General features: G+C 68.5%; 26 protein-coding genes. 23 read left to right on the top strand and 3 right to left on the bottom strand.

What is annotated here, in order from left to right:
* Window position 1: 1 nt before the first annotated feature.
* The 17 genes from ACN0RJ_RS10685 (at window position 2) to ACN0RJ_RS10605 (ending at window position 16,485) form a co-directional block, all read left to right on the top strand.
* Complete coding sequence (locus ACN0RJ_RS10685) at window positions 2-919, top strand: NAD(P)-dependent oxidoreductase (protein WP_417724246.1); 918 nt, start codon at window positions 2-4, stop codon at window positions 917-919.
* On the top strand, window positions 916-1,803 hold the full coding sequence (locus tag ACN0RJ_RS10680) for a branched-chain amino acid ABC transporter permease (RefSeq protein ID WP_417718964.1): 888 nt from the start codon (window positions 916-918) through the stop codon (window positions 1,801-1,803). Before ACN0RJ_RS10685 ends, ACN0RJ_RS10680 begins: the two co-directional genes overlap by 4 nt.
* A complete protein-coding gene (locus ACN0RJ_RS10675; protein WP_417724245.1) occupies window positions 1,796-2,752 on the top strand; it encodes a branched-chain amino acid ABC transporter permease in 957 nt (318 codons plus the stop codon). Before ACN0RJ_RS10680 ends, ACN0RJ_RS10675 begins: the two co-directional genes overlap by 8 nt.
* Window positions 2,752-3,528, top strand: a complete 777-nt coding sequence (locus ACN0RJ_RS10670) for an ABC transporter ATP-binding protein (RefSeq protein ID WP_417724244.1) — start codon at window positions 2,752-2,754, stop codon at window positions 3,526-3,528. The genes ACN0RJ_RS10675 and ACN0RJ_RS10670 overlap by 1 nt, the downstream gene beginning before the upstream one ends.
* The gene (locus ACN0RJ_RS10665) at window positions 3,521-4,255 is read left to right on the top strand and encodes an ABC transporter ATP-binding protein (protein ID WP_417724243.1); all 735 of its coding nucleotides are present in this window, start codon (window positions 3,521-3,523) and stop codon (window positions 4,253-4,255) included. Before ACN0RJ_RS10670 ends, ACN0RJ_RS10665 begins: the two co-directional genes overlap by 8 nt.
* Before the next feature lie 47 nt (window positions 4,256-4,302).
* On the top strand, window positions 4,303-5,094 hold the full coding sequence (locus tag ACN0RJ_RS10660) for an N-acyl homoserine lactonase family protein (protein WP_417724242.1): 792 nt from the start codon (window positions 4,303-4,305) through the stop codon (window positions 5,092-5,094).
* 32 nt (window positions 5,095-5,126) lie between these two features.
* Entirely contained in the window at window positions 5,127-5,762 is a 636-nt protein-coding gene (locus ACN0RJ_RS10655) for a GntR family transcriptional regulator (RefSeq protein WP_417718969.1), read from the top strand.
* A gap of 51 nt (window positions 5,763-5,813) precedes the next feature.
* Window positions 5,814-6,392 (top strand): cysteine hydrolase family protein, encoded by a 579-nt coding sequence (locus ACN0RJ_RS10650; RefSeq protein WP_417718970.1) that lies wholly within the window; start codon window positions 5,814-5,816, stop codon window positions 6,390-6,392.
* Between the two features lie 205 nt (window positions 6,393-6,597).
* Entirely contained in the window at window positions 6,598-7,818 is a 1,221-nt protein-coding gene (locus ACN0RJ_RS10645; protein ID WP_417724241.1) for an FAS1-like dehydratase domain-containing protein, read from the top strand.
* A 51-nt stretch (window positions 7,819-7,869) separates the two neighbouring features.
* Entirely contained in the window at window positions 7,870-9,030 is a 1,161-nt protein-coding gene (locus tag ACN0RJ_RS10640) for a CoA transferase (RefSeq protein WP_417724240.1), read from the top strand.
* Window positions 9,027-10,220, top strand: coding sequence for a CaiB/BaiF CoA transferase family protein (locus tag ACN0RJ_RS10635; RefSeq protein WP_417718974.1), 1,194 nt, complete (start codon window positions 9,027-9,029; stop codon window positions 10,218-10,220). The genes ACN0RJ_RS10640 and ACN0RJ_RS10635 overlap by 4 nt, the downstream gene beginning before the upstream one ends.
* A 17-nt stretch (window positions 10,221-10,237) precedes the next feature.
* On the top strand, window positions 10,238-11,098 hold the full coding sequence (locus ACN0RJ_RS10630) for an FAS1-like dehydratase domain-containing protein (protein ID WP_417724239.1): 861 nt from the start codon (window positions 10,238-10,240) through the stop codon (window positions 11,096-11,098).
* Window positions 11,095-11,901 (top strand): HpcH/HpaI aldolase/citrate lyase family protein, encoded by an 807-nt coding sequence (locus ACN0RJ_RS10625; protein ID WP_417724238.1) that lies wholly within the window; start codon window positions 11,095-11,097, stop codon window positions 11,899-11,901. The genes ACN0RJ_RS10630 and ACN0RJ_RS10625 overlap by 4 nt, the downstream gene beginning before the upstream one ends.
* A 130-nt stretch (window positions 11,902-12,031) precedes the next feature.
* Complete coding sequence (locus tag ACN0RJ_RS10620) at window positions 12,032-12,991, top strand: TAXI family TRAP transporter solute-binding subunit (protein WP_417724237.1); 960 nt, start codon at window positions 12,032-12,034, stop codon at window positions 12,989-12,991.
* A gap of 10 nt (window positions 12,992-13,001) precedes the next feature.
* Window positions 13,002-14,861 carry a TRAP transporter permease gene (locus ACN0RJ_RS10615; RefSeq protein ID WP_417724236.1) on the top strand — a complete coding sequence of 620 codons (1,860 nt, stop codon included), beginning with the start codon at window positions 13,002-13,004 and terminating at the stop codon, window positions 14,859-14,861.
* Window positions 14,858-16,186 (top strand): acyclic terpene utilization AtuA family protein, encoded by a 1,329-nt coding sequence (locus ACN0RJ_RS10610; protein ID WP_417718978.1) that lies wholly within the window; start codon window positions 14,858-14,860, stop codon window positions 16,184-16,186. Before ACN0RJ_RS10615 ends, ACN0RJ_RS10610 begins: the two co-directional genes overlap by 4 nt.
* Complete coding sequence (locus ACN0RJ_RS10605; RefSeq protein WP_417718979.1) at window positions 16,183-16,485, top strand: hypothetical protein; 303 nt, start codon at window positions 16,183-16,185, stop codon at window positions 16,483-16,485. Before ACN0RJ_RS10610 ends, ACN0RJ_RS10605 begins: the two co-directional genes overlap by 4 nt.
* Here the strand turns inward: ACN0RJ_RS10605 and ACN0RJ_RS10600 are convergent.
* Complete coding sequence (locus tag ACN0RJ_RS10600; protein WP_417724235.1) at window positions 16,482-17,144, bottom strand: TetR/AcrR family transcriptional regulator; 663 nt, start codon at window positions 17,142-17,144, stop codon at window positions 16,482-16,484. The two genes, ACN0RJ_RS10605 and ACN0RJ_RS10600, sit on opposite strands and share 4 nt — an antisense overlap.
* Window positions 17,145-17,277: 133 nt before the next feature.
* Here ACN0RJ_RS10600 and ACN0RJ_RS10595 point away from each other — a divergent pair, with 133 nt between their 5' ends.
* Both ACN0RJ_RS10595 and ACN0RJ_RS10590 read left to right on the top strand, forming a co-directional pair.
* Entirely contained in the window at window positions 17,278-18,432 is a 1,155-nt protein-coding gene (locus tag ACN0RJ_RS10595; protein WP_417724234.1) for an HlyD family secretion protein, read from the top strand.
* The gene (locus ACN0RJ_RS10590; RefSeq protein ID WP_417718982.1) at window positions 18,429-19,985 is read left to right on the top strand and encodes a DHA2 family efflux MFS transporter permease subunit; all 1,557 of its coding nucleotides are present in this window, start codon (window positions 18,429-18,431) and stop codon (window positions 19,983-19,985) included. The genes ACN0RJ_RS10595 and ACN0RJ_RS10590 overlap by 4 nt, the downstream gene beginning before the upstream one ends.
* A 45-nt stretch (window positions 19,986-20,030) precedes the next feature.
* On the opposite strand, the gene ACN0RJ_RS10585 is transcribed toward ACN0RJ_RS10590, so the two are convergent.
* Both ACN0RJ_RS10585 and ACN0RJ_RS10580 read right to left on the bottom strand, forming a co-directional pair.
* Window positions 20,031-20,540 (bottom strand): Lrp/AsnC family transcriptional regulator, encoded by a 510-nt coding sequence (locus ACN0RJ_RS10585; protein ID WP_417718983.1) that lies wholly within the window; start codon window positions 20,538-20,540, stop codon window positions 20,031-20,033.
* Window positions 20,537-21,397, bottom strand: coding sequence for a VOC family protein (locus tag ACN0RJ_RS10580; protein ID WP_417718984.1), 861 nt, complete (start codon window positions 21,395-21,397; stop codon window positions 20,537-20,539). The genes ACN0RJ_RS10585 and ACN0RJ_RS10580 overlap by 4 nt, the downstream gene beginning before the upstream one ends.
* A gap of 397 nt (window positions 21,398-21,794) precedes the next feature.
* Here ACN0RJ_RS10580 and ACN0RJ_RS10575 point away from each other — a divergent pair, with 397 nt between their 5' ends.
* From ACN0RJ_RS10575 to ACN0RJ_RS10560, 4 genes are all read left to right on the top strand, one after another.
* Complete coding sequence (locus ACN0RJ_RS10575) at window positions 21,795-23,390, top strand: ABC transporter substrate-binding protein (protein WP_417724233.1); 1,596 nt, start codon at window positions 21,795-21,797, stop codon at window positions 23,388-23,390.
* 78 nt (window positions 23,391-23,468) lie between these two features.
* Window positions 23,469-24,458: an ABC transporter permease gene (locus tag ACN0RJ_RS10570; protein WP_417724232.1), complete on the top strand. Its 990-nt coding sequence runs from the start codon at window positions 23,469-23,471 to the stop codon at window positions 24,456-24,458.
* Window positions 24,455-25,330 carry an ABC transporter permease gene (locus ACN0RJ_RS10565; RefSeq protein WP_417718987.1) on the top strand — a complete coding sequence of 292 codons (876 nt, stop codon included), beginning with the start codon at window positions 24,455-24,457 and terminating at the stop codon, window positions 25,328-25,330. Before ACN0RJ_RS10570 ends, ACN0RJ_RS10565 begins: the two co-directional genes overlap by 4 nt.
* Window positions 25,327-26,964, top strand: a complete 1,638-nt coding sequence (locus tag ACN0RJ_RS10560) for an ABC transporter ATP-binding protein (RefSeq protein ID WP_417718988.1) — start codon at window positions 25,327-25,329, stop codon at window positions 26,962-26,964. Before ACN0RJ_RS10565 ends, ACN0RJ_RS10560 begins: the two co-directional genes overlap by 4 nt.
* Window positions 26,965-26,970 lie beyond the last annotated feature (6 nt).

Raw genomic sequence — 26,970 nt, 5'->3', positions numbered from 1 at the left:
CATGACAGATACAATCGGATTCATCGGCCTCGGCGTCATGGGCGGCCCCATGTGCCGCAACATGGCCACCAAGCATGACGGCCGGGTGCTGGCCTTCGACCTGTCGGACGAGGCGCTGCACGCGGTCGAGGAGGCCGGGGCAACCCGCGTCGCGACGGTCGAGGAACTGGCCGAACAGGCCGACACCATCTTCCTGTCGCTGCCCGGCGGTCCGCAGGTCGAAGCGGTGAGCGCCGCCATCGCCGCCGCTGCTTCCGCCGCCGGGGGGCGCTGTTCGCTGCTGGTGGATCTGTCCACCACACCGGTCGAGGTCGCGCGCAGCGTTGCCGCAGCGCTGGCGCCGCAAGGCATCGCCTTTGCCGACGCGCCGGTCGCCCGAACCCGCGAGGCGGCGCAGAAGGGGGCGCTCGCCATCATGGTCGGCGCCTCCGGGGCGGTCTTTGCCCGCGTCAAACCGATGCTCGACATGATCGCCACGGACATCACCCACGGCGGAGACGTCGGCGCGGGGCAGGTGCTGAAGCTGGCCAACAACATGCTTGTCTTCGCCAACACCGTCGCGCTGGCCGAAATGATGGTGCTGGGCGAAAAGGCCGGAGTCGCGCCCGAAACGCTGCTCGACGCGGTGTCCAAGGGTTCGGGCGACAGCTTCGTGCTGCGCAACCACGGGCGCAAGGCGATGCTGCCGCGCGATTTCCCGGACAGGGCGTTCTCGCCGGAGTACGTTCTCAAGGACATCTCCTATGTCTTTGAACTGGCGCAACAAACCGGAGTCGCCCTGCCGGCCGCCGATGCCGCCCGCAGCTACTACGAGGCCGCCACCCGCACCGATCTTTCGGGCCGCTACTTCCCCGGCGTGATCGAGCTGGTCGAACGCGGGGCAATGGCGCCGAAGGCGCGCAAGGGAGAGGCGGCATGAGCCTGCTCCAGGATCTTTTCCCGCTGGTCTGGTCGGGGATGATCACCGGCTGCCTCTACGCGCTCGGCGCGCTGGGGCTGGTGATGATCTTCAAATCCTCGCGGGTGGTGAACTTCAGCCACGGCAACGTGGCGGGCTTCGCCGCCTTCCTGATCTACGGCTTTTCCAGCGGCATGCTGCTGGAACTGAGCTGGGGCGCGGCGGTGCTGCTGGCGGTTCTGGCGGTGATCGCCATCGCCTTTGCCACCTATGCGGTGATCTCTCCGCTGGTGTTCGAAAGCGACCTGACCGCGACCATCGCGACGCTCGGCATCGGGTTGATCGCGCAGGGCGCGACGCTGCTGATCTTCGGGGCCGATATCGTAAGCCTCGACCTGCCGATCCCGCGCTTCGGGATGTCGGTGCTCGGTCTGCGCATTACCGGATACGACCTCACGGTACTGGCGGTCGCGGTCGTCACCATCGGCACGCTGTTCTTCGTGATCGACCATACCAAGCTCGGAACAGCATTTCGCGCCATCTCTGAAAACCCATTTGCGGCAGAGGTTTGCGGGTTGAACCTCAAGTCGATCCATCTGTTTTCATGGATCGTCGCGGCGGTGCTGGGCGTGGTCGGCGCGCTGCTGATCGTGCCGACGACGTTTCTCAGCGTCACCACCGTCGCGGCCTTCATGCTTCAGGCCTTTGCCGCGGCGGTGATCGGCGGTTTCGCGAGCCTTCCGGGCAGCCTGATCGGAGGCATCCTCATCGGGGTGCTGATGAACCTCTTCACCTTCTACGTCTCGCCGGAATTCTCCAGCACCTTCCTGCTGGCGGTGATCCTGCTGGCGCTGAACATCTTTCCGAACGGCATCCTCGAACGGGTGGGAGGCTCGCGTGTCTGATCAGTCTCTCGATACCCCGCGTCCGCTGGCGCTGCCCCCGCAGGCCGTCACCCTTGCCCTGATCGCCGTGCTGGTCGTGCTGCCGCTGATGGTCGGAGGGTCGTGGATCTTTGCGCTCGGCGTCTGTTTCGCCAATGCCATCGGTGTGCTGTCGGTCAGCGTGCTGGTGCGCTACGGCGGCGAAGTGTCGATCGGGCACAGCTTTTTTGCCGCGGTCGGCGCCTATTCGGTTGCCGTGCTCGACACCCGCTACGGGCTGTCGCTGCTGGTCAGCCTGCCGCTGGCGCTGGCGCTCGGCGTGATCTGCGGCATCGCCTTTGCCTGGCCGTCGCGCAGGCTGTCGGGGATCTACCTCGCGGTGTCGACCATGGCGCTGGCCCTCGCCGTGCCCGAGATCATCAACAACATGGATGCGCTGACCGGCGGCTACGAGGGGCTCTATGTCTCGACCCCGGTGATCCCCGGCCTGCCGATGGGCCTGCAGCGCTACTATGCGGCGCTGCTGGTGCTGGGCGCGGTGGTGTACGCACTCTCCCGCCTGCGCCGGTCGCGGCAGGGGCTGGTGCTGCTGCTGGCCAAGGCGCACCCGGCGGCGGCGGATGCCTTCGGCACGCGCCGGGTCTGGGCGCGCATCGCGGTCATGGGGATCAGCGGCGGTATCGCGGCGCTCTGCGGGGCGATGCTGGGCTTTGCGGGATCGACCGTCTCGCCCTCGGGTTTCACCCTGTGGGCGGCGATCTTCCTGCTCGTCGGCTCGGTGGTCAGCTTCTACGGCCTGACCCTGCCGCGCGCGCTGGTCGGCGGGGCGTTCCTGACGCTGGTGCCGCAGCTTCTGTCGGCCTCGGGCGCGTGGATCCCGGTGCTTTACGGCCTTGCGCTGCTCGGTGTGATCCTGATCGGCCATTACCTGCCGCGCCTGCGGGCGCTGGTGTCGAAAGGCGGTGCATGATGGACATGGCGACAAACGCGCTGCGCGGGCAGGGGATCACCCTGTCCTTCGGCGGCATCGACGTTCTGAAAGGGCTCGACGTGGAATTCCGCGCGGGCGAGATCACCGGCCTCATCGGCCCGAACGGGGCGGGAAAGACCAGCCTGTTCAACTGCCTGACCGGCGCCTACCGGCCGCAGAAAGGCAGCATCACCTATGCCGGAGGCAGCCTCGACGGCCTGCCGCCCGCGGCGCGGGCGAGCAGGGGCATCGTGCGCAGTTTCCAGCACGTCGCGCTGTCGCCGGATCTTAGCGTGCTGGAGAACGTGATGATCGGCGTGGCGCGCAACCACCACGCGGGCTGGCTGCACAGTTTTCTGCCGACCGGGCGCGGCCGCGCCGAGATGGCCGAGATGCGCGCCGCCGCGATGGGTGCGCTGAGCGAACTGGGCCTTGCCAAGGCCGCGGACAAGCTGCCCTCCGAACTGCCGCCGGGGATGCTGCGGCTGGTCGAGATCGCCCGCGCCATCGTCGGGCGGCCTGCGGTGCTGCTGCTGGACGAACCGGCTGCGGGGCTGAACAATTCCGAAACGCGCGACCTCATGCACAGCCTGCGCAAGCTGGCCTCGCCCGAGCTGGTGATGGTGGTGGTCGAGCATGACATGGACCTGGTCATGTCGATCTGCGACCGCATCTACGTGCTGAATTTCGGGGCTTTCGTGGCCTGCGGCACCCCCGCCGAGGTGCGCGCCGACGAAGACGTGGTCCGCATCTACCTGGGGAGCGACGATGACTGATCTTCTGACCGTATCCGGCCTGTCGGTGTTCTACGGCGCCCGCGCGCAGGCCGTCGAAGAGGTGTCCTTTGCGGTGCCGCGGGGCTCCGTCGTGGCGCTGCTGGGGGCGAACGGGGCGGGCAAGACCTCGATCATGAAGGCCGTGGCGGGGCTGATCCCGGCGCAGGGGGCGGTGGTCTTCGACGGCGCGGACCTCGGCGCGCTGCCCACCCGCGAGCGGGTCCGGCGCGGCATCGTCTATGTCCCCGAGGGGCGCGAGATCGTCGGCCAGATGTCGGTGCGGGAGAACCTGACGCTGGGCGGCTACCACCTCGGCGGGCGCGAACGCAGGGCGCGGGCCGGAATGGTGCTGGACCTCTTTCCCGAGATCGCCTCCAAGGCCGACCGTGACGCCTGGCGGCTGTCGGGCGGCGAGCAGCAGATGCTTGCCATCGGGCGGGGGCTGATGGCGGGGCCGCGGTTGCTGCTGCTGGACGAGCCGTCGCTCGGCCTCGCGCCGATGCTGGTGCGGCGGGTCTTCGACCGGCTGGGCGCGATCCGGGCCGAAACCGACCTGGCCATCGTGCTGGTCGAGCAGAACCTCGCCATGACCATGCGCATCTGCGACGAGCTGCATTTCCTGCGCGGCGGGCGGCTGGTGGGGCATCGCACCGCCGCCGATCTGCGCGACACTACCGCCCGGCAGGAGGCCATCGACGCCTACCTCGGCGCGGCCACGGCGGCATGAGGTCCGACATGGAAAAGACATGGAAAATCCTTGGCATACGTCATGCGGTGAATGCATCGCGCAAACGTGGCCAGAACTTCATCCGCGAAGCCGACCCCGAGGCGCCGCTGGTGCTCGACTTCTATTCCTGGGTGCTGATCTCGGACGATCGGGCCATCGTGGTCGACACCGGCATGGACCCGGCCAAGGCCGCCCGGCACGGCCATACCCACCTGCTGAGCCCGGTGGACGGGCTGGCGCAACTGGGCGTGGACGCGGCCTTGGTCGACACGCTGATCCTGACCCATGCGCATTACGACCACCTCGGGTATCTCGATGCCTTTCCGCGCGCGCGCTTTTACATGCAGGCCGAGGAAATGGCCTATGTCACCGGCCCCTGGATGGAAAAGCCGTGGTTCCGCCGCGCCTACGAGCCCGACGAGATCGCCCGGCTCGTGACCCTGCTGCACGCCGACCGGCTGACCCTGCACGGCCGCGAAGCGCAGATTGCCGACGGCGTCAGCGTGCATTGGGTCGGGGGCCATTGCGCGGGGCAGGAGATCGTGCGCGTGCGCACGGCGCGCGGCTGGGTGGTCCTGGCCTCGGACGCGTTGCATTATTACGAGGAATACGAACGCGGCGTGCCCTTTGCCGTCGTGTTCAACGCCTCGGACATGATCGCCGGGCATGACCTGATCCGTGCCCTGGCCGACAGCGACGACCACGTCCTGCCCGCCCACGATCCGCGCCTCGCCGCGCTCTATCCCGCCGAGGCGGAAAACATTCTCCGGCTCGACGTCGCCCCCGACCATACGGGTGCCCGCAAGATATTGCATTCTTCTGCCGCGCAGGTGGTATAAGGCGATGCAAAGTTTGACGGAAGGCCACGGCGTTGAAGCACCAGACCAAGGAAGAACGGGTCGCGGATTACCTGCGGGAAGGCATCATTTCAGGGAAATTCCCGCGCGGGTCCAAGCTGAAACAGGCCGAACTGGCCGAGATGATCGGCACCAGCATCACGCCCGTGCGCGAAGCGATCAAGCTGCTGGAGGCCGAGGGTTTCATCCTCGGGACCTCGCATCGCGGTGCGGTGGTGGCACCCTTCGACATCGACGCGACCGAGGAAATCGTGGATCTGCGCGTCACGCTGGAGTGCAAGCTGGCGCTGCGGGCGATGGGCAAGCTGACCTCGGAGCAGGTGCAGGAGCTGCGCGGGCTGCAGGATCAGCTCGAAACGGCGGCAAGCGCGGGGGACCGCGATTCCGTGCGCACCATCAACTACCGCTTTCACGAGGTGCTCTATCTCGCCGCCGAACTGCCGCAGACGCTGCGCTTTGTCCGGGCGCTCTGGGCGCGGTATCCCTTCGACCTCATCAACAAGCTCGACAGCCGGATCGGGCGCGCCTCGGACGAGCATCACGAGATGCTGAGCGCGATCCTGTCGCGCGACGAGGGCGCGATGCTGAGTGCCCTGCGCACCCACATCCGCGCCGGATGGGACGAATTCAAGGCCAATTACACCGGGTAGGCCCGCCTTGCGCGCAGCCCGGTTCCGGGGTTTCGCAGCAAGGAGACGGATATGCCCGCTGATAGCATCCTGCTTGTCATGGACATGCTCAACGACCTCGTTCATCCCGACGGGATGGGCGCCAAGACCTATGTGCCGCTCTGCGAGGAGAGGGGGGTCCACGCCAACACCGCGCTGGCGATCCGCCGCGCGCGGCAGGCCGGGGTGATGGTGGGCTACGTGCGGGTCGGGTTCTCGCCGGACTATGCCGAATGCCCGCCGGGATCTCCGGTGTTTTCCAAGGCGAAGGACAACGGCGTCTTTACCCTGGGAAGCTGGGGCACCGAGGTGCATGCCGATTTTGCCCCGGAACCGGGCGATCCCGACATCGTCAAGCACCGCGTCAGCCCGTTCTACGGCACGAAGCTCGAACCGCTTCTGCGCGCGCAGGGGATCGGACGTCTGATCCTGTGCGGGGTGTCGACGAACGGGGTGGTTTCGGCGGCGGTGCGCGAAGGGCACGACCGCGATTATTCCTGCGTGGTTCTGGAAGACTGCTGCGCCGGGGCGACGCGCGAGGAGCACGATTTTGCCCTGGCCGGGCTGCGGCGCTACGCGCAGATCGCCACGGCGGCCGACGTCACGCTCTGATTTCACGATAATGCATTAAATTGCCCGGCGCGCCCCATGGGGTGCGCCGGGTTGACGCGTTTTTCCGGGATTTTCCGGCAAAATCAGCAAGAAAATGCATTATCCTGCGCATCCTTGGTTGACGAAAGAAAATAAAATGCATTAAGTGAGTCTCAAGGGCGCGGGGAGGACCGCGCAGTTTCATACCGGAAGAGGAGAGACCCGAGTGAACACGGTCGATACGAAGGAACGCGCAAGGGAAGCCGTCGGCGGCGCACCCGCCGAGGGCAAGATCACCGACGAGGCGATCGCCGCCGCGCAGAAGATGATCGGGTTGCAACTGCGCCCGGAGGGTCCGTACCTGCAGGATGCGACCACCGACACGCTGCGCAACTGGTGCAACGGCATCGGCGATCTCAACCCGCTCTACCGCGAGCAGGGATACGGCGCCGCATCGCGCCACGGCGCGCAGGTCGCGCATCCGATGTTCCCGATGGCCTACGGCTGGATCGGCCGCACCCGCTGGGGTCTGCCCGGCGTGCACGGCTTCTACGCCGGCAACGACTGGGAGCTGTTCCGCCACATCCGTCCCGGCGACCGCGTCAACGCCATCGAGCGGGTGATCGGTGCCGACGTGAAGGAGAGCAAGTTCTCCGGCCGCCTGGTGCTGCAATATGTCGAGGCGACCTACACCAACCAGCGCGGCGAGCTGATCGCGCGGGCGCTCGGCACCTGCACCCGTCACGAACGCAAGGCGGCGCGGGACGCGGGCAAGTACAGCGACATCAAGACCTACGAATACACGCAGGACGAATACGACGCCCTGGACGACTGCATCATGCGCGAGCCCGAGAACATCCGCGGCAGCAAGGTGCGCTACTGGGAGGACGTGAACGAGGGTGACAACCTCGAACCCATCGTGCGCGGCCCGCTCTCGCTGATGGACACCATGGGCTTTCTCGTCGGCTCCGGGCGCGGCCATACGCACGGTGTCGTGTTCCAGAACGCGATGAAGCATCCCGGCCATTTCTTCCGCAATCCCGAAGCGGGCGGGGGGATCGAGTACACCGGCATCGGCCACCACCGCGAAAGCACCGCCAAGGAAGTCGGCGTGCCCGGCGTCTACGATTACGGCCCGCAGCGGTCGTCCTGGATGGCCTCGCTCGTCACCAACTGGATGGGGGATGCGGGCTTTCTCAAGCGCATCCGCACCGAGATGCGCCGCTTCAACACCATGGGCGACAGCACCTGGTGCAAGGGCAAGGTGTCGCGCAAGTACGTCAAGGACGGGCATGCGCTGGTCGACCTCGAGATCTGGGGCGAGAACCAGCGCGGCGAGATCACCACGCCGGGCCTTGCCACCGTGGTGCTGCCGAGCCGCGATCCGAACATCCGCGTGTTCTTCGACGCGGGCGCGCTCGAACTCGACCTGCCGGTCGTGCGCTGAGCAGGGACCGGCCACCAGTAACTGGATGACGACGAAGGAAGGCGTCTGGCGATGCAACAGGACAAACCACTCGCGGGCCTGCGGGTCGTGGAGCACGCCTCGGGCGTGGCCGCGGCCTGGGCCGGACGCCTCTTCGCGGCCATGGGGGCCGAGGTCATCATGGCCGAACCCCCCGCGCTTTGCCCCCTCCGGGGCGAGGCACCGCTGTTCGACGACGGTGGCAGCGCGCTGTTCGCCTATGTGGCGGCGGACAAGCGCAGCGTGATCTGTGACACCGGGACACCGGAGGGACGGGGCGCGCTGTCGGCGCTGCTCGACACCGCCGACATCTTCATCGACGACACGCCGCTGGCAGCGCGCGCCGCACGGGGGCTGGACGAAACCGCCATCGCCGCGCGGCATCCCGGCCTCGTGCATCTTTCGGTGCTGCCCTTCGGCGCAACCGGCCCCAAGGCGGGCTGGACCGGGCAGGAAATCAACCTCATCCATTCCGGCGGAGAGGGCTATCTGCTGCCCAACGGCCTCTCCGCCGACATGTTTCCCGACCGCCCGCCGCTCAGGATCGCGGGGCATTTCGCGGAGATGCAGGGCGGCGCCACGGCGGCGCTGGCGGCACTGGCGGCGCTCTGGTCCGGCGAGGGGCAGTATGTCGATGCTTCGGTGCAGGACGCCAACGTCGCGGTCGGCTGTTTCGCGCTGCAGCGCTACGGCGACGGCTCGGTCGAGCATCGCCTGACCCGGTCCTTCCGTTACGGCGGGGTGATCGAATGCCGCGACGGCCACGTGGAGCTGCTGATGCTCGAGGAACGCCAGTGGCAGGCGCTGGTGCGACTGATGGACCATCCGCGATGGGCCATGGACGAGGCGCTGGACGATCCCGCCACCCGCAGCGCGCGGGGGGACGAGATCAACCGCAACATCCGGGCCTGGGCGCGCCATCACGCGGTCGACGACCTGGTGAGCCGTGCTCAGGAGCTCGGCGTGCCCATGGCGCGCTACAACACGCCGGAACAGATCCTGTCGGGTGCACACGAGATGGCGCGCGGGCTGTTCGGCGCGGTGACCGTGCCGGGCACGGGCGAGGTGCTGATCCAGACCGCGCCCTTCCGCTTCGGCGACGCGCCGCTCGACCTTTGCCGCGCCGCCCCCGGACCCGGCGCCGACCAGGCGCTGCTACCGCAGATCCCGGCAGCCCGGAGGGTCACCGCATGAAACCGCTCGCAGGTATCCGGATCGCGGATTTCACCGTCCATGCGGCGGGGCCGTTCTGCACGCACATGCTGTCCCAGCTCGGGGCCGAATGCATCAAGATCGAAAGCGCGCAGCGCCCCGACATCTTCCGCAAACCCCATGCGGTCTATGGCCGCGCGGGGCCCGCAACCTTCGACCAGGTCGCCTCGAACAAGCTGTCGGTGCGGCTGAACCTCAAGCATCCCGAGGGCATCGCGCTGGCCAAGCGGTTGGTGGCGGCTTCGGACGTTGCCGCCGAAAGCTTCCGCGCCGGGGTGATGGCGCGGCTGGGGCTGGGCTACGAGGCGCTGCGCGCGGTGAAGCGGGATATCGTCATGGTCTCGGTCTCGTCCTCGGGGCAGAGCGGCCCGGACAGCCACTTCGCCGGCTACGCGCCGCTGTTCGGTGCCTGGGGCGGGCTCGGGCATCTGACGGGGTACGAGGACGGCCCGCCGGTCGAGATGCGCCACGTGATGGACCATTCCGTCGGCATGAACGCCGCGCTGGCCACCGTCGCCGCGCTGCACAAGCGGCGCCGCACCGGGGAGGGATGCCATGTCGACGTGGCCGCGCGCGAGGTGGCCTCGTCGCTGGCGGGCGACGCGCTGACCGCCGCCTCGGCCGGGATCGAGGTGAAACGCATGGGCAATGCCGACCCGCAGCGCGCGCCGCACGGGCTCTACGCCACCCGCGCCGACGACCGCTGGCTGTCGATCGCGGTGTCGGACGACGCGCAATGGTCGGCGCTGGCCCGCCTGATGGGCCGCGCTGCGCTGGCGCAGGATGCACGCTTTGCCACCGCCGCCGCCCGCGTCGCGGCACGGGACGAGGTCGACCGCATCGTGTCGGACTGGGCCGTCCTGGTCGAGGCCGAGCAGGCCGCCGAGGCGCTGCAACGGGCCGGCATCGCGGCGCATGTGTCATGGCGGGCGTCCGACATCGCCCGCGATCCGCACATGGCGGCGCGCGGCGCGGTGGTGCCGGTGCGCGAAACCGACGGGCGCGAGCGCATGGCCGTCGGCTTTCCGGCGCGCTTTTCGCGCAGCGACGCGCCGGGGATCGCGCGGGGGACACCCGGCCTCGGAGAACACGAGGATCACGTCTACGGAGAAATCCTCGGGCTGGGCCGCGCCGAACGCGCGCGGCTGGTCGAGGAACGGGTCATCTACTGACCACGGAAGGGAAAACCATGACCACTGCACTTGCCGAAAATGACCACACCGACGCCATCGGCCGCACCGAACGGCGCTGCGGCACCATCCAGGCCGACCGCGTGTCGGCGCTGGCGGCGACGCTGGACCTGGGGCAGGGCGCCGGTCCGGGCGCGGCGCTGCCCGCCGGCTGGCACTGGCTGTTCTTCAACCCCTTCGTGCGCCGCTCGGAGGTCGGTGCCGACGGGCACCCGAAGCGCGGCGGCTTCCTGCCCGACGTGGATCTGCCGCGCCGGATGTGGGCCGGCGGACGCCTTCGCTACCTCGCGCCGCTGCCGGTCGGCGCGGATGCGGAAAAGCAGAGCGAGATCACGGCGGTCAAGGCCAAGTCCGGGCGCGCGGGCCGTCTGGTCTTCGTCACCGTCCGGCACCGGATCGGCACGGGCGGCACCCTGTGCATCGAGGAGGAGCAGGACATCGTCTACCGCGAGGCACCCGCCGACGATGCGCCGAAGCCGGTGCCTCCCGCCGCCCCCGATGCGGCGGAGTGGTCCGAAGAGGTGATCCCCGATCCCGTCCTGCTGTTCCGCTATTCGGCGCTGACCTCGAACGGCCATCGCATCCATTACGACCGGGAGTATGCCACCGGCGAAGAGGGTTATCCCGGCCTCGTGGTGCATGGCCCCCTCATCGCCACGCTGCTTCAGGGCTTCGCGGCGCGCTGCCGCCCCGGGGCGCGGCTGGTCCGGTTCGACTTTCGCGGCATGGCGCCGCTCTTTGCCGACCACGCCTTCCGGCTCGCGGCGGCACCCGCAGAGGCGCCCGACACGCTCGACGTCTGGGCCAGGGGGCCGAACGGCGAACTGGCGATGAAGGCCGAAGCGGTCTTTGCGCCATGAGCGATCCTCGAAGCTATCTCTTCGTGCCCGGCCAGCGCCCGGACCGCTTTGCCAAGGCCGCCGCCGCCGGGGCGGGCGCGGTGATCCTCGACCTCGAGGACGCGGTGGGCCCGGAGCTGAAATCCGAGGCCCGCGCCCATGTGGCCGACTGGTTCGCCGGGGGCGGCGCCGGCATGGTGCGGATCAACGGCGGCGACACGCCGTGGCACGACGACGACCTCGCCGCGCTGGCCGGGATGCCGGGCGCCGCGGTGATGGTGCCCAAGGCCGAGCCCGAGACCCTTGCCGGGGTTGCGGCGCGGCTCCCGGGGCGGCCTCTGGTCGCGCTGGTGGAAACCGTCGCGGGGCTGGCGAACCTGCGCGCCTCCGCCGCCGTCAGGGGCGTGGCGCGGCTGGCCTTCGGCAATCTCGACTTCGGCGCCGATGCCCGCATTCCGGGCGGCGGGGCCGTGCTCGACCCCGCGCGGTTCGAGATCGTGCTCGCCTCGCGTCTTGCCGATCTGCCGCCGCCGGTCGACGGCGTGACCACGGCGCTGTCGGACCCCGACGCCATCGCCGCCGACATCACCCGCGCCCGGGCCCTGGGCTTCGGCGCCAAGCTCTGCATCCATCCCGCGCAGGTCGCGCCGGTCGAGACGGGCTTTGCCCCGACCCCGGGCGAAATCGACTGGGCCCGCCGCATCCTCGGCGCGCTGAAGGCGGCGGCCGGGTCGGTCGTCCAGGTCGACGGCAAGATGGTCGACCGCCCGCTGATCGAGCGGGCCGAACAGATCCTTCGGGGCGTTGACACCGCGACGCCCTGACGGTCGAATACCAGCGGTGACAGGGAGATGCCCGCAGGCCGCATGGCCGCGCGTGAGAGGACATCGCCCGTTGAAGGCCTGCCCGGATCAAGGGCGGGAAAAAGGCCATCAACGTCTCAGGGAGGAGACCATGAAACACGCAATCTTCGCCGCGCTCGGCGCGTCCATGCTGGCATGCGGAAGCGCCGGCGCACAGGACATACTCTTCGGTTCGACCTCGGCCTCGTCCAGCCACTACGGCTACATCGTCGCGGTCGGCAAGCTCATCAACGAGAGCGGCGCCGACATCAACGCCACCGTGGTCGAAACCGGCGCCACCATGGACAACATCCGCCGCATGGAGCGCGGCCAGATGGATCTGGGCATCATCACCACCAACGTGGTGCAGCACGCGGTCGCGGGCACGCAGGAATTCGACGGCAAGCCGCAGGATCTGTCGCTGCTCTGGGTCTATGCGCCCTCGCCGCAGAACGTCATCATGCGCGCGGATTCCGGGGTCGAGAGCATCGCCGCCCTCGACGGGGTGCGCATCAATCCCGGGATCAAGGGCTCGGCCACCGAAACCACCACCGAGGCGGTCTTCGACGTGCTGGGGATCAAGCCCGACTGGGTGCGCGGGTCGACCACCGACATCGTCGACGCGATCAAGGACAACCGCCTGCCGGGCTACGTGAAATCCGGCTCGCCCAAGGCGCTGGATTCCTCGACCATGGATCTTGCGACCGCCACCGACATCCGCGTGCTGGGTCTCGACCCCGAGCAGGCAGAACGGATCCGCGAAGGCATGCCCGACATTTCCATCGTCGACATCGCCGCCGGCGTGGGCGAGGGCATCCCCGCCTATACCACCTGGAGCTTCGGCGTCGGCATCGCCGCGACCAGCGCCATGTCCGAGGAAACCGCCTACCGGATCGTCAAGGCGGTGATGGAGGACAAGACCGTGCAGGGCAACGCCATGGCCAGCGTCAAGGGCGAGGATCTGGCACAGATGACCCTCGACTATGCGACGGTGCCGCTGCATCCCGGCGCCCTGCGCTGGTTCGAGGAACAGGGCATGGACGTGCCCGCCAAGCTGAAACCGGCGATGTAAGGGCCGGGACATGAAACTGCCAGCCCCCGGCAAGGCCCTGGCGCTGCTCGTCGGCGCCTTCGTCTTCTACACCGCCGCCACCGGCCCGTTCGAAGGTCTGATCCAGCGCGCCATCTTCCTTGCGCTGGTGATCTGCCTCGGCTTCGTGCTCTATCCCCTGGGCGCGGAGAGGCGGTGGCGGCCGCTGGGGCTGGCGGTCGACCTCGCGCTGATGGCGCTGAGCCTTGCCGCCTGCGCCTATATCGTCGTCAACTACGACCGCATCATGAGCGAACTGCCCTGGGCCACGACGACGGACCTTGTCCTGACCGCGGGGCTTGTGATCGCGGTACTGGAACTGGCGCGGCGCACGGTGGGGGTGATCTTTCCGCTGCTGGTGCTCGCCGGGCTGGGCTATGCCTATTTCGGCGCCTCGATGCCGGGGCCGCTGCGTCATCGCGGGTTCGACGCCCATTATATCACCGAGACGGTCTTTCTCGGGGATCTCGGCATCTGGGGGATGCTGACCGGGGTCGCGGCGACGGTGATCGCCGCCTTCGTGCTCTTCGGCGCGCTCCTGCTGCACACCGGGGGCGGGCAGGCCTTCATCGACCTCGCCATGCGGCTGGGCGGGCGGCAGGCGGGCGGGGCGGCCAAGATCGCCACCATCGCCTCGGGGCTGTTCGGGATGATCTCGGGCTCCTCCGTCGCCAATGTCGCCACCACGGGCAATTTCACCATCCCCATGATGATCCGCCTCGGCTACCCGCGCCCCTTTGCCGCCGCGGTCGAGGCGGTGGCCTCGACCGGAGGCCAGATCGCCCCGCCGATCATGGGCGCCGCCGCCTTCGTCATGGCCGAGATCGTCGGCGTGCCCTACACCGACATCATCCGCGCGGCGCTGCTGCCGGCAGTGCTGTTCTACGTCTCGGTCTTCGTCACGGTGCACCTCGTCTCGGTCCGTCGCGGGCTGGCGCTGGTGCCCGCCGAGGAACTGCCGCCCTGGGCGCTGATCCTGGCACCGCGCCGGGTCGGGCCGGTCTGCGCGGCGCTGATCGGGCTCGGCATCGGGTTCTGGCTGGGCCGGTCGGTGGCGACCTCGGCCTTCTACGGCATCGTCGGGCTGCTCGCGGCCTTCGTGCTGACGCAGGCCGGCCGTCTGCCCGCGCGCGAGATGGCCGGGCGCGTGCTCGACGGGCTGGAGGACGCCGGGCGCGGGCTGGTCATCATCGGCGTGCTGCTGGCGGGCGCGCAGGTGCTGGTGTCGATGGTCAACCTCACCGGGGCCGGAGTCGCGCTGTCCTCGGCGATCGTGTCGCTGGGCGGGGACAGCATGGCGATGGTCGCGCTGATGGTCGGTCTGGTCTGCCTCGTCATGGGCATGGGCCTGCCCACCACGGCGGCCTACGTTCTGGTGGCGGCGGTGCTTGCCCCGGCGCTGACCGAGGTCGGGATTCCCCCGCTCACCGCGCATCTCTTCGTGTTCTACTTCGCCACCATCTCGGTCATCACGCCGCCGGTCTGCGTGGCGGTCTTCGTGGCGGCGGGGATCGCGGGCACCAACTGGATGCAGGCCGCCGGAGAGGCGGTGCGGCTGGGCGCGATGACCTATCTCGTTCCGTTCCTGCTGCTGATCTATCCCGGCATGGTGCTGGAGGGCGGCCCCTTTGCCATCCTCGACGCGATGCTGGCCGGGCTGGTGCTGGTGCTCGCCATTCCGCTGCTGCTGTCGCGCATCCCGCTGACCGGACAGCGCGGGCTGGACATCGCGCTGCTGCTCGCGGTGGTGGCGCTGGCGATCTGGCCGCATCCGGTGACGCCGTTCCTCGCCGCGCTGGTGCTGCTGGGCGGCTGGGGGTTCGGCCGCCGCCGCCAGAGGGCCACGGCATGAGGACGCTGCGCATCGGGGCCGGGGCGGGGTTCGGCGGCGACCGGATCGACCCGGCGGTGGCACTGGCGCGGGACGGGGCGCTGGACGTGCTGGTCTTCGAATGCCTCGCCGAGCGGACCATCGCGCTGGCGCAGCTCGCGCGGCTGTCGGAGCCGGACAGGGGCTACGACACCCGGCTCGAGGCGCGGCTGCGCGCCGTGCTGCCCCACTGCGCCCGCAACGGCACCAGGATCGTCAGCAACATGGGCGCGGCCAACCCGCGCGCCGCCGCCGCGCAGGCGGCACGGATCGTCGCCGACCTCGGCCTGTCGCTGCGCGTGGCGGCGGTGCTGGGCGACGACGTGCTCGACCGGATCGGTCCCTGCGTGCTGGACGACACCGGCGCCCCGGCGGCGGCGCTCGGGGACCGGCTGGTCTCGGCCAACGCCTATATCGGCGCGGCGGGCATCGTGCGCGCGCTGGAGCAGGGGGCCGACGTGGTGCTCTGCGGGCGCGCCGCCGATCCGGCGCTGTTCCTCGGCCCGCTGATACATGCCTTCGGCTGGGCGATGGACGACTGGACCCGGCTGGGGCGGGGCACGCTGGTCGGCCACCTGCTGGAATGCGGCGCGCAGGTGACGGGGGGCTATTTCGCCGACCCGGGACGCAAGGACGTGCCCGACCTCGCCCGCGTCGGCTATCCGCTGGCCGAGGTGACGGAGGACGGCAACGCCGTCATCACCAAGCTGCCGGGCACCGGCGGCAGGGTCAGCCGCGCCACCTGCACCGAACAGTTGCTCTACGAGATCCACGACCCCGCGCGCTATCTGCAACCGGACGTGATCGCCGATTTCTCGGGCGTCGATTTCACCGAGATCGCGCCGGACCGGATCGCCGTGTCGGGCGGGGCGGGGCATCCCCGGTCCGGCAGCTTCAAGGTCTCGGTCGGCAGCCGCGACGGCTGGATCGGGCAGGGCGAGATGTCCTATGCCGGGCCCGGCGCGGTGGCGCGCGGACGGCTGGCGGCGGAGATCGTGCGCGAACGGCTCGCCCCGCTCGGCAACGGCATCGAGGAGCTGCGCTGCGATCTGATCGGCGTCGATGCGATCCTGCCCGGCGCCCCGACCGGAGAGCCGCGCGAAGTGCGCCTGCGCGTCGCCGCCCGCTGCGCCACGCGCGCGCTGGCCGAGGCGGTGGCGGACGAGGTCGAGGGGCTCTACCTCTGCGGCCCCGCCGGGGGCGGCGGCGCGACCCGCGCGGTGCGCGAGGTGATCGGCATCCGCTCGGCCCTGATGCCCGCCGGAGAGGTCCCCGTCTCGGTCCGGTTCGCGGAGGGCACGGCATGAGGCTCTACGACATCGCCCACGGCCGCACCGGCGACAAGGGGGCGACCTCCAACATCTCGGTCATCGCCTACCGGGTCGAGGACTGGCCCCTGATCGAGCGCGAGGTGACGGCCGAGCGCGTCTCGGAGATCTTCGGCGGCCTGCCGGTCACGCGCTACGTGCTGCCCCGGCTCCAGGCGCTGAACTTCGTCATCGAGGGCGCGCTCAAGGGTGGCGTGACCCGTTCGCTCGCGCTCGATGCCCATGGCAAGGCGCTGAGCTTTGCGGTGCTCGAGATGGAGCTGCCCGACAGCGACTAACGCGGTGCGGGGCGGTAGGCGGCAAGAAAGACGCGCACCGCCTCGCGCGCCACATGCGCGATATCGTCCGGGGACGAGGGTGCGTTCTGCCGCCCGAACAGCCGTTGCCGCCAGAGGCCCGCGGTCGCCAGTTCGACGAACTGTTGCGAGGCCAGGTCCGGGTCCGGCACGTCGAGCCGCCCGGCGGCGGTTTCCGACCGCAGGAAGCTCGACAGCCCCGTGAGGAAATGCCGCGCGCCGCTGTCGAAGAACCGCTGCCCGAGCTCCGGCATCCGCTCGACCACGCCGATCACGATGCGCTGCGCGCGGATCACGTCGTCCGAGGTCATCAGCTCTCCGAGATTGGTGGCATAGGCCATGAGACCCGCCTCGATGCTGCCCGCCCCGGTCAGCCGCGCGCCGATGCCTTCGAAGAAGGCCTGCCGCTTCTTTTCCACCAGCGCGACGAACAGGTCTTCCTTGTTCTGGAAGTAGACGTAGATCGTCCCCTTGGACACCCCCGCCGCCTTGCAGATGCTGTTCATCGAGGCCGCGTCGAATCCCTGGTCCATGAACACCCGCCAGGCGCCGTTCAGGATCTGGTCACGCTTCTTCGGGTCCTCGCCGGCCGCGTGGCGGCGCTTGTCTGCGGGGCAGTCGGCGGTGTCTGTATCGCTCATCTCGGTCTCCCGGAACTTTCAGGACAAATAATCGAACCGAGCGGTTCGATAAAGACTTGATTTCGGAATTTCTCCGTCCTAACTGGTGTCGAACTGAACGGTTCGATCCAATTCATCCAGAAAGCTGCCCGCCATGTCGCGTCATGACCGTATCGAAAGCGCAAAAGCCGAAACCGCAACGCCCCGCATCGAGACCGACGCCGAGACGCCGCCGACCGACGCCCCCGCGAAATCCGGGCGCAAGAAGCGCATCTTTGCCGGTGTCGCGCTGATCGCGCTGCTGGCAGGGGGCTACGAGGGCTGGGGCTGGTGGACCGACGGGCGCTTCATGGTCGATACCGACGATGCCTACGTGCAGGCGGACATGTCGCTGGTTTCGTCCAAGGTGCAGGGCTACGTCGCGGCGATCCCGGTCAAGGCGAACCAGCACGTGACCAAGGGCGAGGTGATCGTGCGCATCGACGACGGCGACTACCGCATCGCGCTGGAGCAGGCCCGCGCCAAGCTGCCGACGCTCGAACGGACGCTGGCGCGGATCGACGCGCAGGTCGCGGCGGCGCAGACCACGGTCGCCCAGGCCGAGGCGCAGCTGACCGCCGCCGAGGCCGCGCTGAGGACCGCCACCACGGGCGCCGAGCGGGCGCGCGATCTCGCCGCGCGCAACGTGACCTCGCAGGCCAATCTCGATTCCGCCAACGAGGCGCTGGATACCGCACGTGCCAACAAGGCCGCCGCCGAGGCCGCCATCGCCGGGGCCGAGGCGCAGGTCGAGGTCCTGAAGGCGCAGCGCGCCGAGACCGAGTCGGGCCGCCGCGATCTGCAGCTGGACATCGACCAGGCACAGCGCGATCTCGACCTGACGATCCTGCGCGCGCCCTTCGACGGCACCGTCGCCAATGTCGCCATCGAAGAGGGCGAACTGGTCAGCCCCGGCGCGCGGCTGGCTGCCGTGGTCCCGGATCACGGGCTTTATGTCGAGGCGAATTTCAAGGAAACTCAGCTCGGCGAAATCCGCCCCGGCGAACTCGCGCGGGTCAGCATCGACGCGATGGACGGGCACGAGGTCGAGGGCCGCGTGGTCTCGATCGCGCCGGCCACGGGGTCGCAATTCTCGCTGCTGCCGGCGGACAACGCCACCGGCAACTTCACCAAGATCGTGCAGCGCGTGCCGGTGCGCATCGAACTGCCCGCCGGAACGCCGGGCCTGCGCGCGGGCCTCTCGGTGGTGGTCGAGATCGACAGCCGCACGGGAGGTGAGGGAACCGTCGTCGCGGAGGCCGCTGAATGAGCACCGCCGCAACCGACGAACCGGAAGTCACGCCGCGCAGGGTCGCGGCGTTCTTCGTCATGGTGTTCGGGATGTTCATGGCCATCCTCGACATCCAGATCGTCTCGGCCTCGCTGCCCGAGATCCAGGCCGGGCTCGGCGCCTCCTCGGACGAGATTTCCTGGGTGCAGACCGCCTATCTCATTGCCGAGGTCATCATGATCCCGCTGTCCGGCCTGCTGGGCCGGATGATGTCGACGCGCTACCTCTTCGCCGTCTCTGCGGCCGGGTTCACCGCCGCCTCCTTTCTCTGCGCCACCTCGACCTCGATCAACGAGATGATCCTGTGGCGCGCGCTTCAGGGCTTTCTCGGCGGCGGCATGATCCCCTCGGTCTTTGCCGCGGCCTTCACCATCTTTCCGCCGTCGAAACGTGCCATCGTCTCGCCGATGATCGGCCTCGTGGCCACGCTGGCGCCGACGGTCGGCCCGACGGTGGGGGGCTACCTCAGCCATGCCATGTCCTGGCACTGGCTGTTCCTCGTCAACGTTCCGGCGGGCATCCTCGTCACCCTCGGCGTGCTGGCGCTGGTGGATTTCGACAAGCCGGACTGGTCGCTCTTCGACCGCTTCGACTGGATCGGCCTAGGCGCGCTGGCCTGCTTCCTCGGCGGCATGGAATTCGTGCTGGAGGAAGGCCCGGGGAACGACTGGTTCCAGGACGAGATGGTGGCGATCCTCTTCGTCGTCATGGTGGTCGGAGGCGTCACGACCTTCTGGCGGGCCTTCACCCGCAAGGATCCGGTGGTGGATTTCTCGGCCTTCACCAACACCAATTTCGCGGTCGGATCGGTGTTCAGCTTCGTCATGGGCATCGGGCTTTACGGGATGACCTATCTCTACCCGCTCTACCTGTCCTCGATCCGCGGCTACGACAGCCTGATGATCGGCGAGACGGTCTTCGTCTCGGGCATGGCGATGTTCTTCACCGCACCGCTCGCGGGGTTCCTGTCGTCCAAGATTGACCTCAGGGTGATGCTGCTTGCCGGGTTCTTCGGCTTCGGGCTGTCGTCCTGGATGCTGACGCAGATGACGGCGGACTGGGATTTCGACGAACTTCTGGTGCCGCAGGTCCTGCGCGGCATGTCGCTGATGATCTGCATGGTGCCGATCAACAACCTCGCGCTCGGCACGCTGCCGCCGGCGCAGATGAAGGGGGCGTCCGGGCTCTACAACCTGATGCGGAACCTCGGGGGGGCGGTGGGCCTCGCGCTCATCAACACGCTGCTGACCGACCGGCGGGCGCTGCACGGCGCGCGGCTGGACGAGGCGCTGAATTGGGCCAACCCGGAGGCGCTGCGCCAGCTGAACCTGATGTCGGCGAACCTCACGGCACAGGGGCTGGACGGCGACCGGGGCGCGCTGGCGCAGATGGCGGGCCGTGTCGCGGGGCAGGCGGCGGTGATGTCCTTCATCGACGTCTTCCTGCTCATCACGGCGCTGTTCGCGAGCCTCGCGCTGCTGGCGCTCGCGATGAAGCCCCCGCGCAAGGGGGCGGGCGGGGCGGCGCACTAGCGCCGTCGCCGTCCGGCCGCCGGGGCGCGCCCGGCGCGGCCCGCGTCAGAGGTATTTCGTCGGCACGGCGGTGGTGAACTTCAGCTCCTCCATCGAGATCATGGAATTCACCTGGCTGAATTCGAGCTTTTCGATCATGCGCTTGTAGACCGCATCGTAGGAGGCCATGTCGGGCACCACGACCTTGAGGATGTAATCCACCGTGCCGGTCAGCCGGTAGGCTTCGAGGATTTCGGGGATGTCGTCGATCAGCTCCCGGAAGGTGTTGAGCCAGGAAATCTCGTGCCGGGGGGTGCTGACCCCGATGAACACGGTCAGCGGGACATTCGCCCGCTCCTGATCCACCAGCGCCACCCGGCGCTTGATCAGCCCGGCTTCCTCCATCCGCTTGATGCGCCGCCAGCAGGGCGTCGCCGACAGCCCCACCGCCTCCGAGATCGCCTGAACCGGCGTGTCGCTGTCCTCCTGCAACATGGCGAGGATGCGCTGGTCGGTCTCGTCGAAGGTGATGGTGTCGGCGGGCTTGATGCCGGTCTTGCGGGGCTTGTCCGTCATGCCGGTACGAACTCCACGATCACGCCCGCCGCATGGGCGGGCGGCACCGCCAGCCCGGTCGCCGTGGTCACCGCCGCGATCCCCGCCGCGTCGAGGCAGGCGGCGGCGGCGGTGATGTCCGACACCTCGATCCGCAGCGCGGTGAAGGCGCCGGTCGGCGTCTCGGCAAGGTCGATGCCGGGATAGAGCGCGGCCATCGCCTCGGGCGCCATGACCAGAAGCGGGGCCGAGTCCGGGCCGGTGATGACGGTGAACCCCGCATCGGTGCCCAGCACCTCGCCCGCGGCCCAGAGCCGGGCGAAGGCGGCGGCGTCCGCGGCGGGCGCGTCGGACACGGTCAGCACGGCGCCCAGCCCGCAGGCGGTGTTGGCATGGCCCAGAAGCTCCGGCAGCCAGACGGTGTCGCGGGTCTTGTGCTGGCACATGAAGACCATGCCGCGCGGCGTCTCGTCCGGGGTGAAGGCCACGGTGGAAAAGGCCGCGATCCCTTCGGAACCGTCGGGCAGTGGCACCGGGCGCGAGAAGCTGCCCAGACCCTGCGTCGCGATGCCGAGCGCGCCGAGCGCGGTCGCCGCCGCCTCCGCATCGTCGATCCGGCAGGCGACGGCGTGCAGCCCCTGTCCCATGCGCGCCAGCATCTCGCGCCGGTTGGCGTTGAGCTCGGTCGGCACCAGCACGCCCAGCAGTTCGAAGTAATCCTCCGGGAACATGATGGTGTAATTCGCCGTGCCCTTGCTGGCCGAATGCATGCCGCGCGGCGATAGCGTGAAGCCGAGCGCGGCATATTGCGCCGCGGCGGCGTCGAGATCGTCGACCAGGGCGAAACAGTGGTCGATGCCTTTGACGGGATGGGTCATGCGGGGTCTCCTCTTGCACTCGAAGCCGGGGCGCGACGCGGCCGGACGGGCAGGGCGGCGGCACCGGGGTATTCACGGTTGCGCTGGGGAAGGGCCGGCGCGTAGCCTGCCGCAAGCCCGTACGGACCGGCGGCGGGACCACGGACAGGCGGGACAGGGATCTCCGACCGGATTGACCCGGTCCCGCATGGCACGACAAAGGCCTCCCTCAGGCGCATTTTCTGAATGCGTATCCCAAGGCGTGATCGCTTCCTAGGAAAAATTTCCAACTTTTGTCTCGTTCGTGGGATTGATGTTGACTCCCCGCCGGAGGTGCATGCAGTTTGATCGCGGAACGCAGGCGCATCAGCGAATGCCATCAGACAAGCGTTCGCAACCGACCGGGAGACTGACCGACATGACCTTCGACTTCAAAACTCTGGGACTTGCCCTCGCCTCGGCGGGGGCGTTGACCGCGGCGGCTGCCGTGGCGCAGGCGCAGGACGTGCAGACTGGCGGCACGGCGATCATCCACATGGTTTCCGAACAGCGCATCCTCAATCCGGCGCTGCGCGCCTCGACCGGGGTCTACAACATCTCGGGCAAGATCGTGGAGCCGCTGATCGACAAGAGCTACGACGGCTACGAGCCGGTGCTGGCAACCGAATGGGAAGGCTCGGACGACGGTCTCACCATCACGCTGAAGCTGCGCGAGGGGGTGAACTGGCACGACGGCGAACCCTTCACCTGCGATGACGTCGCCTTTACCGCGATGGAGATGTGGAAGGCGCTTCTGAACTATTCCTCGGCGCTTCAGGCCAACCTCGAGTCGGTGGATTGCCCCGATCCGCACACCGCCGTCTTCAACTATTCCAAGCCGATGCCGCTGCCGCTGTTCCTCGCGGCGATGCCAGACCTCGGCCACCCGATGCCCAAGCACCTCTACGAGGGCACCGACATCCTCAAGAACGAGCTGAACACCGCGCCCGTCGGCACCGGTCCCTTCAAGTTCGTGGAATACGAACGCGGCCAGTACGTCATGGCGGTGAAGAACGAGGATTACTGGCGCGGGCCGGAATATCCCTATCTCGACCGCATCGTCTGGCGCTTCATCACCGACAAGTCCGCCGCCGCCGCCGCGCTGGAAGCGGGCGAGGTGCACGAGTCGGGGTTCATCGGGGTGTCGATGGCCGATATCGAACGGCTCGGCGCCGACGACCGCTTCGACGTGGGCACGCAGGGCTACGAGAACAACGTCGCCCACTCCACCGTGGAGTTCAATCACCGCAACCCGATCCTCGCCGACCTCAAGGTACGCCAGGCGATGTATCACGGGCTGGATATCGACTATGCCATCGAGACCATCATGCGCGGCTTTGCCAAGCCGGGCCGGGGCCCGATCCCGTCCGCCGGGGGGGAGAACTACACCGACGAGGTGACGACCTATCCCTATGACGTGGAAAAGGCCAAGGCGATGCTCGACGAGGCGGGCTACCCGGTCAAGGAGGACGGCTTCCGCTTCCACCTGCGCCACCGTCCCGCGCCCTGGGGCGAGTACACCCAGCTCTGGGCCGAGTACTATGCCCAGGCGATGAAGGAGATCGGCATCGACGTCGAGATCCTGACCAACGACGCGCCCGGCTTTCTGAACGGGGTCTATCGCGACCACGATTTCGACACGGCGAACGGCTGGCACCAGTTCCGGTCCGACCCGGCCGTGTCGACCATGGTCTGGCTGCGCTCCGGCCAGCCCGAGGGCACGCCCTGGACCAACCAGTTCGGCTGGCAGAGCGACGAGATCGACCGGATGATCGACGACGCGGCTTCGGAACTCGATCCCGAAAAGCGCGCCGAAATGTATCACGAGATCCAGCGCCGCTCGATGGACGAGCTGCCGGTGATCTTCGCGATAGAGCATCCGTTCATCTCGGTCACCTCGAAGACGCTGCACAACCACCACAACACGCCGCGGTGGAACTCGTCGAGCTGGTACGACCTCTGGCTGGAACAGTGATCGCGCCCGGCGATCCCGAACAGTGATGCTTGCGGGCGGGCGCTGCGGCGCCCGTCCGGCCCCTGAAGGACCCCCCGCATGACCCTGCCCGTTCCCCCGATCCTGATCTACGCGCTGCGCCGACTCCTCCAGGCGGTGCCGGTGATCATCCTGATCATGATCGGCACCTTCCTGCTGCTGAAGCTCGCCCCCGGCGATACCGTCGACGCGCTCGTCGGCGACATGGGCGGGGCCGATGCCGCCTTCATCGCCCGGCTGCGCGCCGAATACGGGCTGGACCAGCCGGTCTGGGTGCAGCTCTGGCGCTACATGACCAAGCTCGCGACCTTCGATTTCGGATGGTCCTTCGTCTATGAACAGCCGGTCTCGACCGTGTTGATGGACCGGCTCGGCACCACGCTGCTGCTGATGGCAAGCTCGCTCACCATCGCCTTCACCGTCGGCATCGCGCTCGGCGCCTTTGCCGCGCGGCGGGTCTACTCGGCCACCGACAACGTGATCTCGACGCTGGGGCTCGTGTTCTACGCCACCCCCAGCTTCTTTCTGTCGCTGATGATGATCCTGCTGTTCTCGGTCAAGCTGGGCTGGCTGCCGGTGGGCGGGATCAAGACCATCGCGGGCTTCTACACCGGGTGGGATCACGTGGTCGACGTGGCGCTGCACCTGGTCATGCCGACCGCCGCGCTGTCGCTGATCTACCTGTCCTTCTACCTGCGGCTGATGCGCGCCTCGGTGCTCGAGGTCGCGGATCTCGACTACGTGCGCACGGCACGGGCCAAGGGCGCGGGCGAGGGGCGGATGATGATCCATCACATCATGCGCAACGCGCTCTTGCCGGTGGTCACGCTGCTGGGGCTGCAATTCTCGACCGTGCTCGGAGGTTCGGTGGTGGTCGAGACCATCTTCACCCTGCCGGGCCTCGGCCAGCTTGCCTACAAATCCGTCATCCAGCGCGACATGAACACGCTGATGGGCATCATCTTTCTCTGCGCCCTGATCGTGGTCGTCGTGAACTTTCTCACCGACCTGCTCTATGCACGTCTCGACAGCCGGATCGAACTCGCATGACCACGCTCGACACCGATCTCGCCCCGCCCGAGCCGCCGCGGCTGGTGGTCTTCTGGCGCCGCTACAAGCGCAACCGCGCGGCGCTGCTGGGCCTTGCCCTGTTCGTCATCGTGGTGCTGATGGCGCTGACCGCGGGCATCGTCGATCCCGAGGACCCGCTGCGCCGCGCGGGCGCGCCGCTGACCCCGCCCTTCACCAACTGGGACACGCCGCTCGGCACCGACCAGCTCGGCCGCGACGTGCTGTCCGGCATCTTTTACGGCGCGCGGATCTCGCTGCTGGTGGGGGTGGCCGCCACGCTGGTCGCCATCGCCATCGGCGTCGTCATCGGCGCGCTGGCCGGCTATTTCGGCGGCTGGGTCGACGACGTGCTGATGCGCGTGACCGAAGCCTTTCAGACCATCCCGAATTTCGTGCTGCTGCTGACGCTGGTGGCGATCCTCGGCTCCAGGATCGAATGGATCACCCTGGCCATCGGCATCGTGAGCTGGACCGCGCCCGCCCGCATGGTGCGCGCCGAATTCCTGTCCCTGCGGGGACGCGAATTCGTCGACGCGGCGCGCAATCTCGGGGTGTCCGACACCGCCATCATCTTCCGCGAGATCCTGCCCAACGCGCTGCCGCCGATCGTGGTCTATGCCTCGGTCATCATGGCGCTGTCGATCCTGCTGGAAAGCGCGCTGGCCTTCCTGTCGCTGGGCGATCCGAACTATGCCAGCTGGGGCAACATGATCGGGCAGGGCCGGGCGGTGCTGCGCTCGGACCCCTATTGCGCCATCATCCCCGGCATCGCCATCGTGCTGACCGTGCTGTCCTTTTCGCTGCTGGGCGAGGGGCTCAACGACGCGCTGAACCCGAGGCAGAAGAAATGACCGATCCCGTTCTCGCCATCCGCGACCTCAAGATCGCGCTGCCCGAGGGCTCCGACCGCCCCTTCGCGCTGGACGGGCTCGACCTGACCATCGCACCGGGAGAGATCGTCTGCCTCGTCGGGGAATCCGGCTCGGGCAAGTCGCTCTGCGCGGGGGCGGTGATGCGCCTGCTGCCGGAACCTCACGTGCATGTGGCGGGCGGTTCCGTACGGTTCATGGGGGACGAGCTGCTCGGCAAGTCCGAAGCCGAGATGCGGGCGATCCGGGGCCGCGACATCGCGATGATCTTCCAGGAGCCGATGACCGCGCTCAACCCGCAGAAGACCGTCGGCTGGCAGATCGACGAGGTGCTGCGCCTGCACACCCGCAAGAGCCGCGCCGAGCGCAGGGCGCGCGCGCTCGAGATGCTCGAACGGGTGCATATCCCCGATCCGGCCTCGGCCTACAACGCCTATCCGCATCAGGTGTCGGGCGGGCAGCGCCAGCGCGTGATGATCGCCATGGCGCTCTGTCTCTCGCCCAAGCTGATCATCGCGGACGAACCGACGACCGCGCTCGACGTCACGACCCAGTTGCAGATCCTCAAGCTGATCCGCGAACTGCAGGACGAGGAGGGCGCGGGCGTGCTCTTCATCACCCACGATTTCGGCGTGGTGGCGGAAATCGCCGACAAGGTCGCCGTGCTCTGCAAGGGCGAGATGGTCGAACAGGGGCCCGCGGCGCAGGTGCTGAACGCGCCGCAGCATCCCTATACCCGCGCCCTGATCGGCGCCGTGCCCGCGCTGACGCCGCCGCCGGTCAAGCCGGTGAACACCGCGCCGCTGGTGCTGAAGGGCACGGGGCTGAAAAAGACCTTTGCCGCGCGCGGCGGGCTGCTGTCGGGCAAGCGTCGCGCGGTGACGGCGGTCAGGGACCTGACCTTCGAACTGCACCGGGGCGAAACGCTGGGCGTCGTCGGCGAAAGCGGCTCGGGCAAGACCACCGTGTCGCGCATCGTCACCCGGCTGCTGGAAAGCGACGCGGGCAAGGTCGAGGTCGACGGCACCGACCTTCTCGCCTGCTCCCCGCGCGAGCTGCGTGCCATGCGCAAGCACATCCAGATGGTGTTCCAGGACCCGATGGCCTCGCTCAACCCGCGCAAGCGGGTGGTCGACATCATCGCGCAGGGGCCCATCGTGCACGGCGTCGCGCCGGACAAGGCGCGCGAGGATGCCCGCCGCCTGCTGGAACTGGTGGAACTGTCGCCCGCCGCCGCCACCCGCTTTCCGCACGAATTCTCCGGCGGGCAGCGGCAGCGCATCGGCATCGCCCGGGCGCTGGCGATGGAGCCCAAGGTGATCGTCGCGGACGAGCCGGTCTCGGCGCTCGACGTGTCGGTGCAGGCGCAGGTGCTGAAGCTGCTGGCCGATCTGCGCGACCGCCTGAACCTGTCGCTGCTTTTCGTCACCCACGACCTGCGCGTCGCGGCACAGCTCTGCGACCGGATCATCGTCATGCAGAAGGGCGAGATCGTCGAAACCGGCCCCACGGCCGAGGTCTTTGCCGACCCGCAGCATCCCTATACGCAGAACCTGCTTTCCTCCATTCCGGGGCGCGACTGGACACCGCCGGTCCTGCGCACCGATGCCGCCTGAGGCCGT

It is taken from the genome of Salipiger sp., from assembly GCF_048261495.1.
Taxonomy (GTDB): Bacteria; Pseudomonadota; Alphaproteobacteria; order Rhodobacterales; family Rhodobacteraceae; genus Salipiger.
This window is presented reverse-complemented; position numbering and strand designations above follow the sequence as displayed.

Coding starts and splice junctions, on each gene's coding strand:
- ACN0RJ_RS10685 (WP_417724246.1), top strand. CDS start 2: ATGACAGATACAATCGGATTCATCGGCCTCGGCGTCATGGGCGGCCCC.
- ACN0RJ_RS10680 (WP_417718964.1), top strand. CDS start 916: ATGAGCCTGCTCCAGGATCTTTTCCCGCTGGTCTGGTCGGGGATGATC.
- ACN0RJ_RS10670 (WP_417724244.1), top strand. CDS start 2,752: ATGGACATGGCGACAAACGCGCTGCGCGGGCAGGGGATCACCCTGTCC.
- ACN0RJ_RS10665 (WP_417724243.1), top strand. CDS start 3,521: ATGACTGATCTTCTGACCGTATCCGGCCTGTCGGTGTTCTACGGCGCC.
- ACN0RJ_RS10650 (WP_417718970.1), top strand. CDS start 5,814: ATGCCCGCTGATAGCATCCTGCTTGTCATGGACATGCTCAACGACCTC.
- ACN0RJ_RS10640 (WP_417724240.1), top strand. CDS start 7,870: ATGCAACAGGACAAACCACTCGCGGGCCTGCGGGTCGTGGAGCACGCC.
- ACN0RJ_RS10635 (WP_417718974.1), top strand. CDS start 9,027: ATGAAACCGCTCGCAGGTATCCGGATCGCGGATTTCACCGTCCATGCG.
- ACN0RJ_RS10630 (WP_417724239.1), top strand. CDS start 10,238: ATGACCACTGCACTTGCCGAAAATGACCACACCGACGCCATCGGCCGC.
- ACN0RJ_RS10625 (WP_417724238.1), top strand. CDS start 11,095: ATGAGCGATCCTCGAAGCTATCTCTTCGTGCCCGGCCAGCGCCCGGAC.
- ACN0RJ_RS10620 (WP_417724237.1), top strand. CDS start 12,032: ATGAAACACGCAATCTTCGCCGCGCTCGGCGCGTCCATGCTGGCATGC.
- ACN0RJ_RS10615 (WP_417724236.1), top strand. CDS start 13,002: ATGAAACTGCCAGCCCCCGGCAAGGCCCTGGCGCTGCTCGTCGGCGCC.
- ACN0RJ_RS10610 (WP_417718978.1), top strand. CDS start 14,858: ATGAGGACGCTGCGCATCGGGGCCGGGGCGGGGTTCGGCGGCGACCGG.
- ACN0RJ_RS10605 (WP_417718979.1), top strand. CDS start 16,183: ATGAGGCTCTACGACATCGCCCACGGCCGCACCGGCGACAAGGGGGCG.
- ACN0RJ_RS10600 (WP_417724235.1), bottom strand. CDS start 17,144: ATGAGCGATACAGACACCGCCGACTGCCCCGCAGACAAGCGCCGCCAC.
- ACN0RJ_RS10595 (WP_417724234.1), top strand. CDS start 17,278: ATGTCGCGTCATGACCGTATCGAAAGCGCAAAAGCCGAAACCGCAACG.
- ACN0RJ_RS10590 (WP_417718982.1), top strand. CDS start 18,429: ATGAGCACCGCCGCAACCGACGAACCGGAAGTCACGCCGCGCAGGGTC.
- ACN0RJ_RS10585 (WP_417718983.1), bottom strand. CDS start 20,540: ATGACGGACAAGCCCCGCAAGACCGGCATCAAGCCCGCCGACACCATC.
- ACN0RJ_RS10580 (WP_417718984.1), bottom strand. CDS start 21,397: ATGACCCATCCCGTCAAAGGCATCGACCACTGTTTCGCCCTGGTCGAC.
- ACN0RJ_RS10575 (WP_417724233.1), top strand. CDS start 21,795: ATGACCTTCGACTTCAAAACTCTGGGACTTGCCCTCGCCTCGGCGGGG.
- ACN0RJ_RS10570 (WP_417724232.1), top strand. CDS start 23,469: ATGACCCTGCCCGTTCCCCCGATCCTGATCTACGCGCTGCGCCGACTC.
- ACN0RJ_RS10565 (WP_417718987.1), top strand. CDS start 24,455: ATGACCACGCTCGACACCGATCTCGCCCCGCCCGAGCCGCCGCGGCTG.
- ACN0RJ_RS10560 (WP_417718988.1), top strand. CDS start 25,327: ATGACCGATCCCGTTCTCGCCATCCGCGACCTCAAGATCGCGCTGCCC.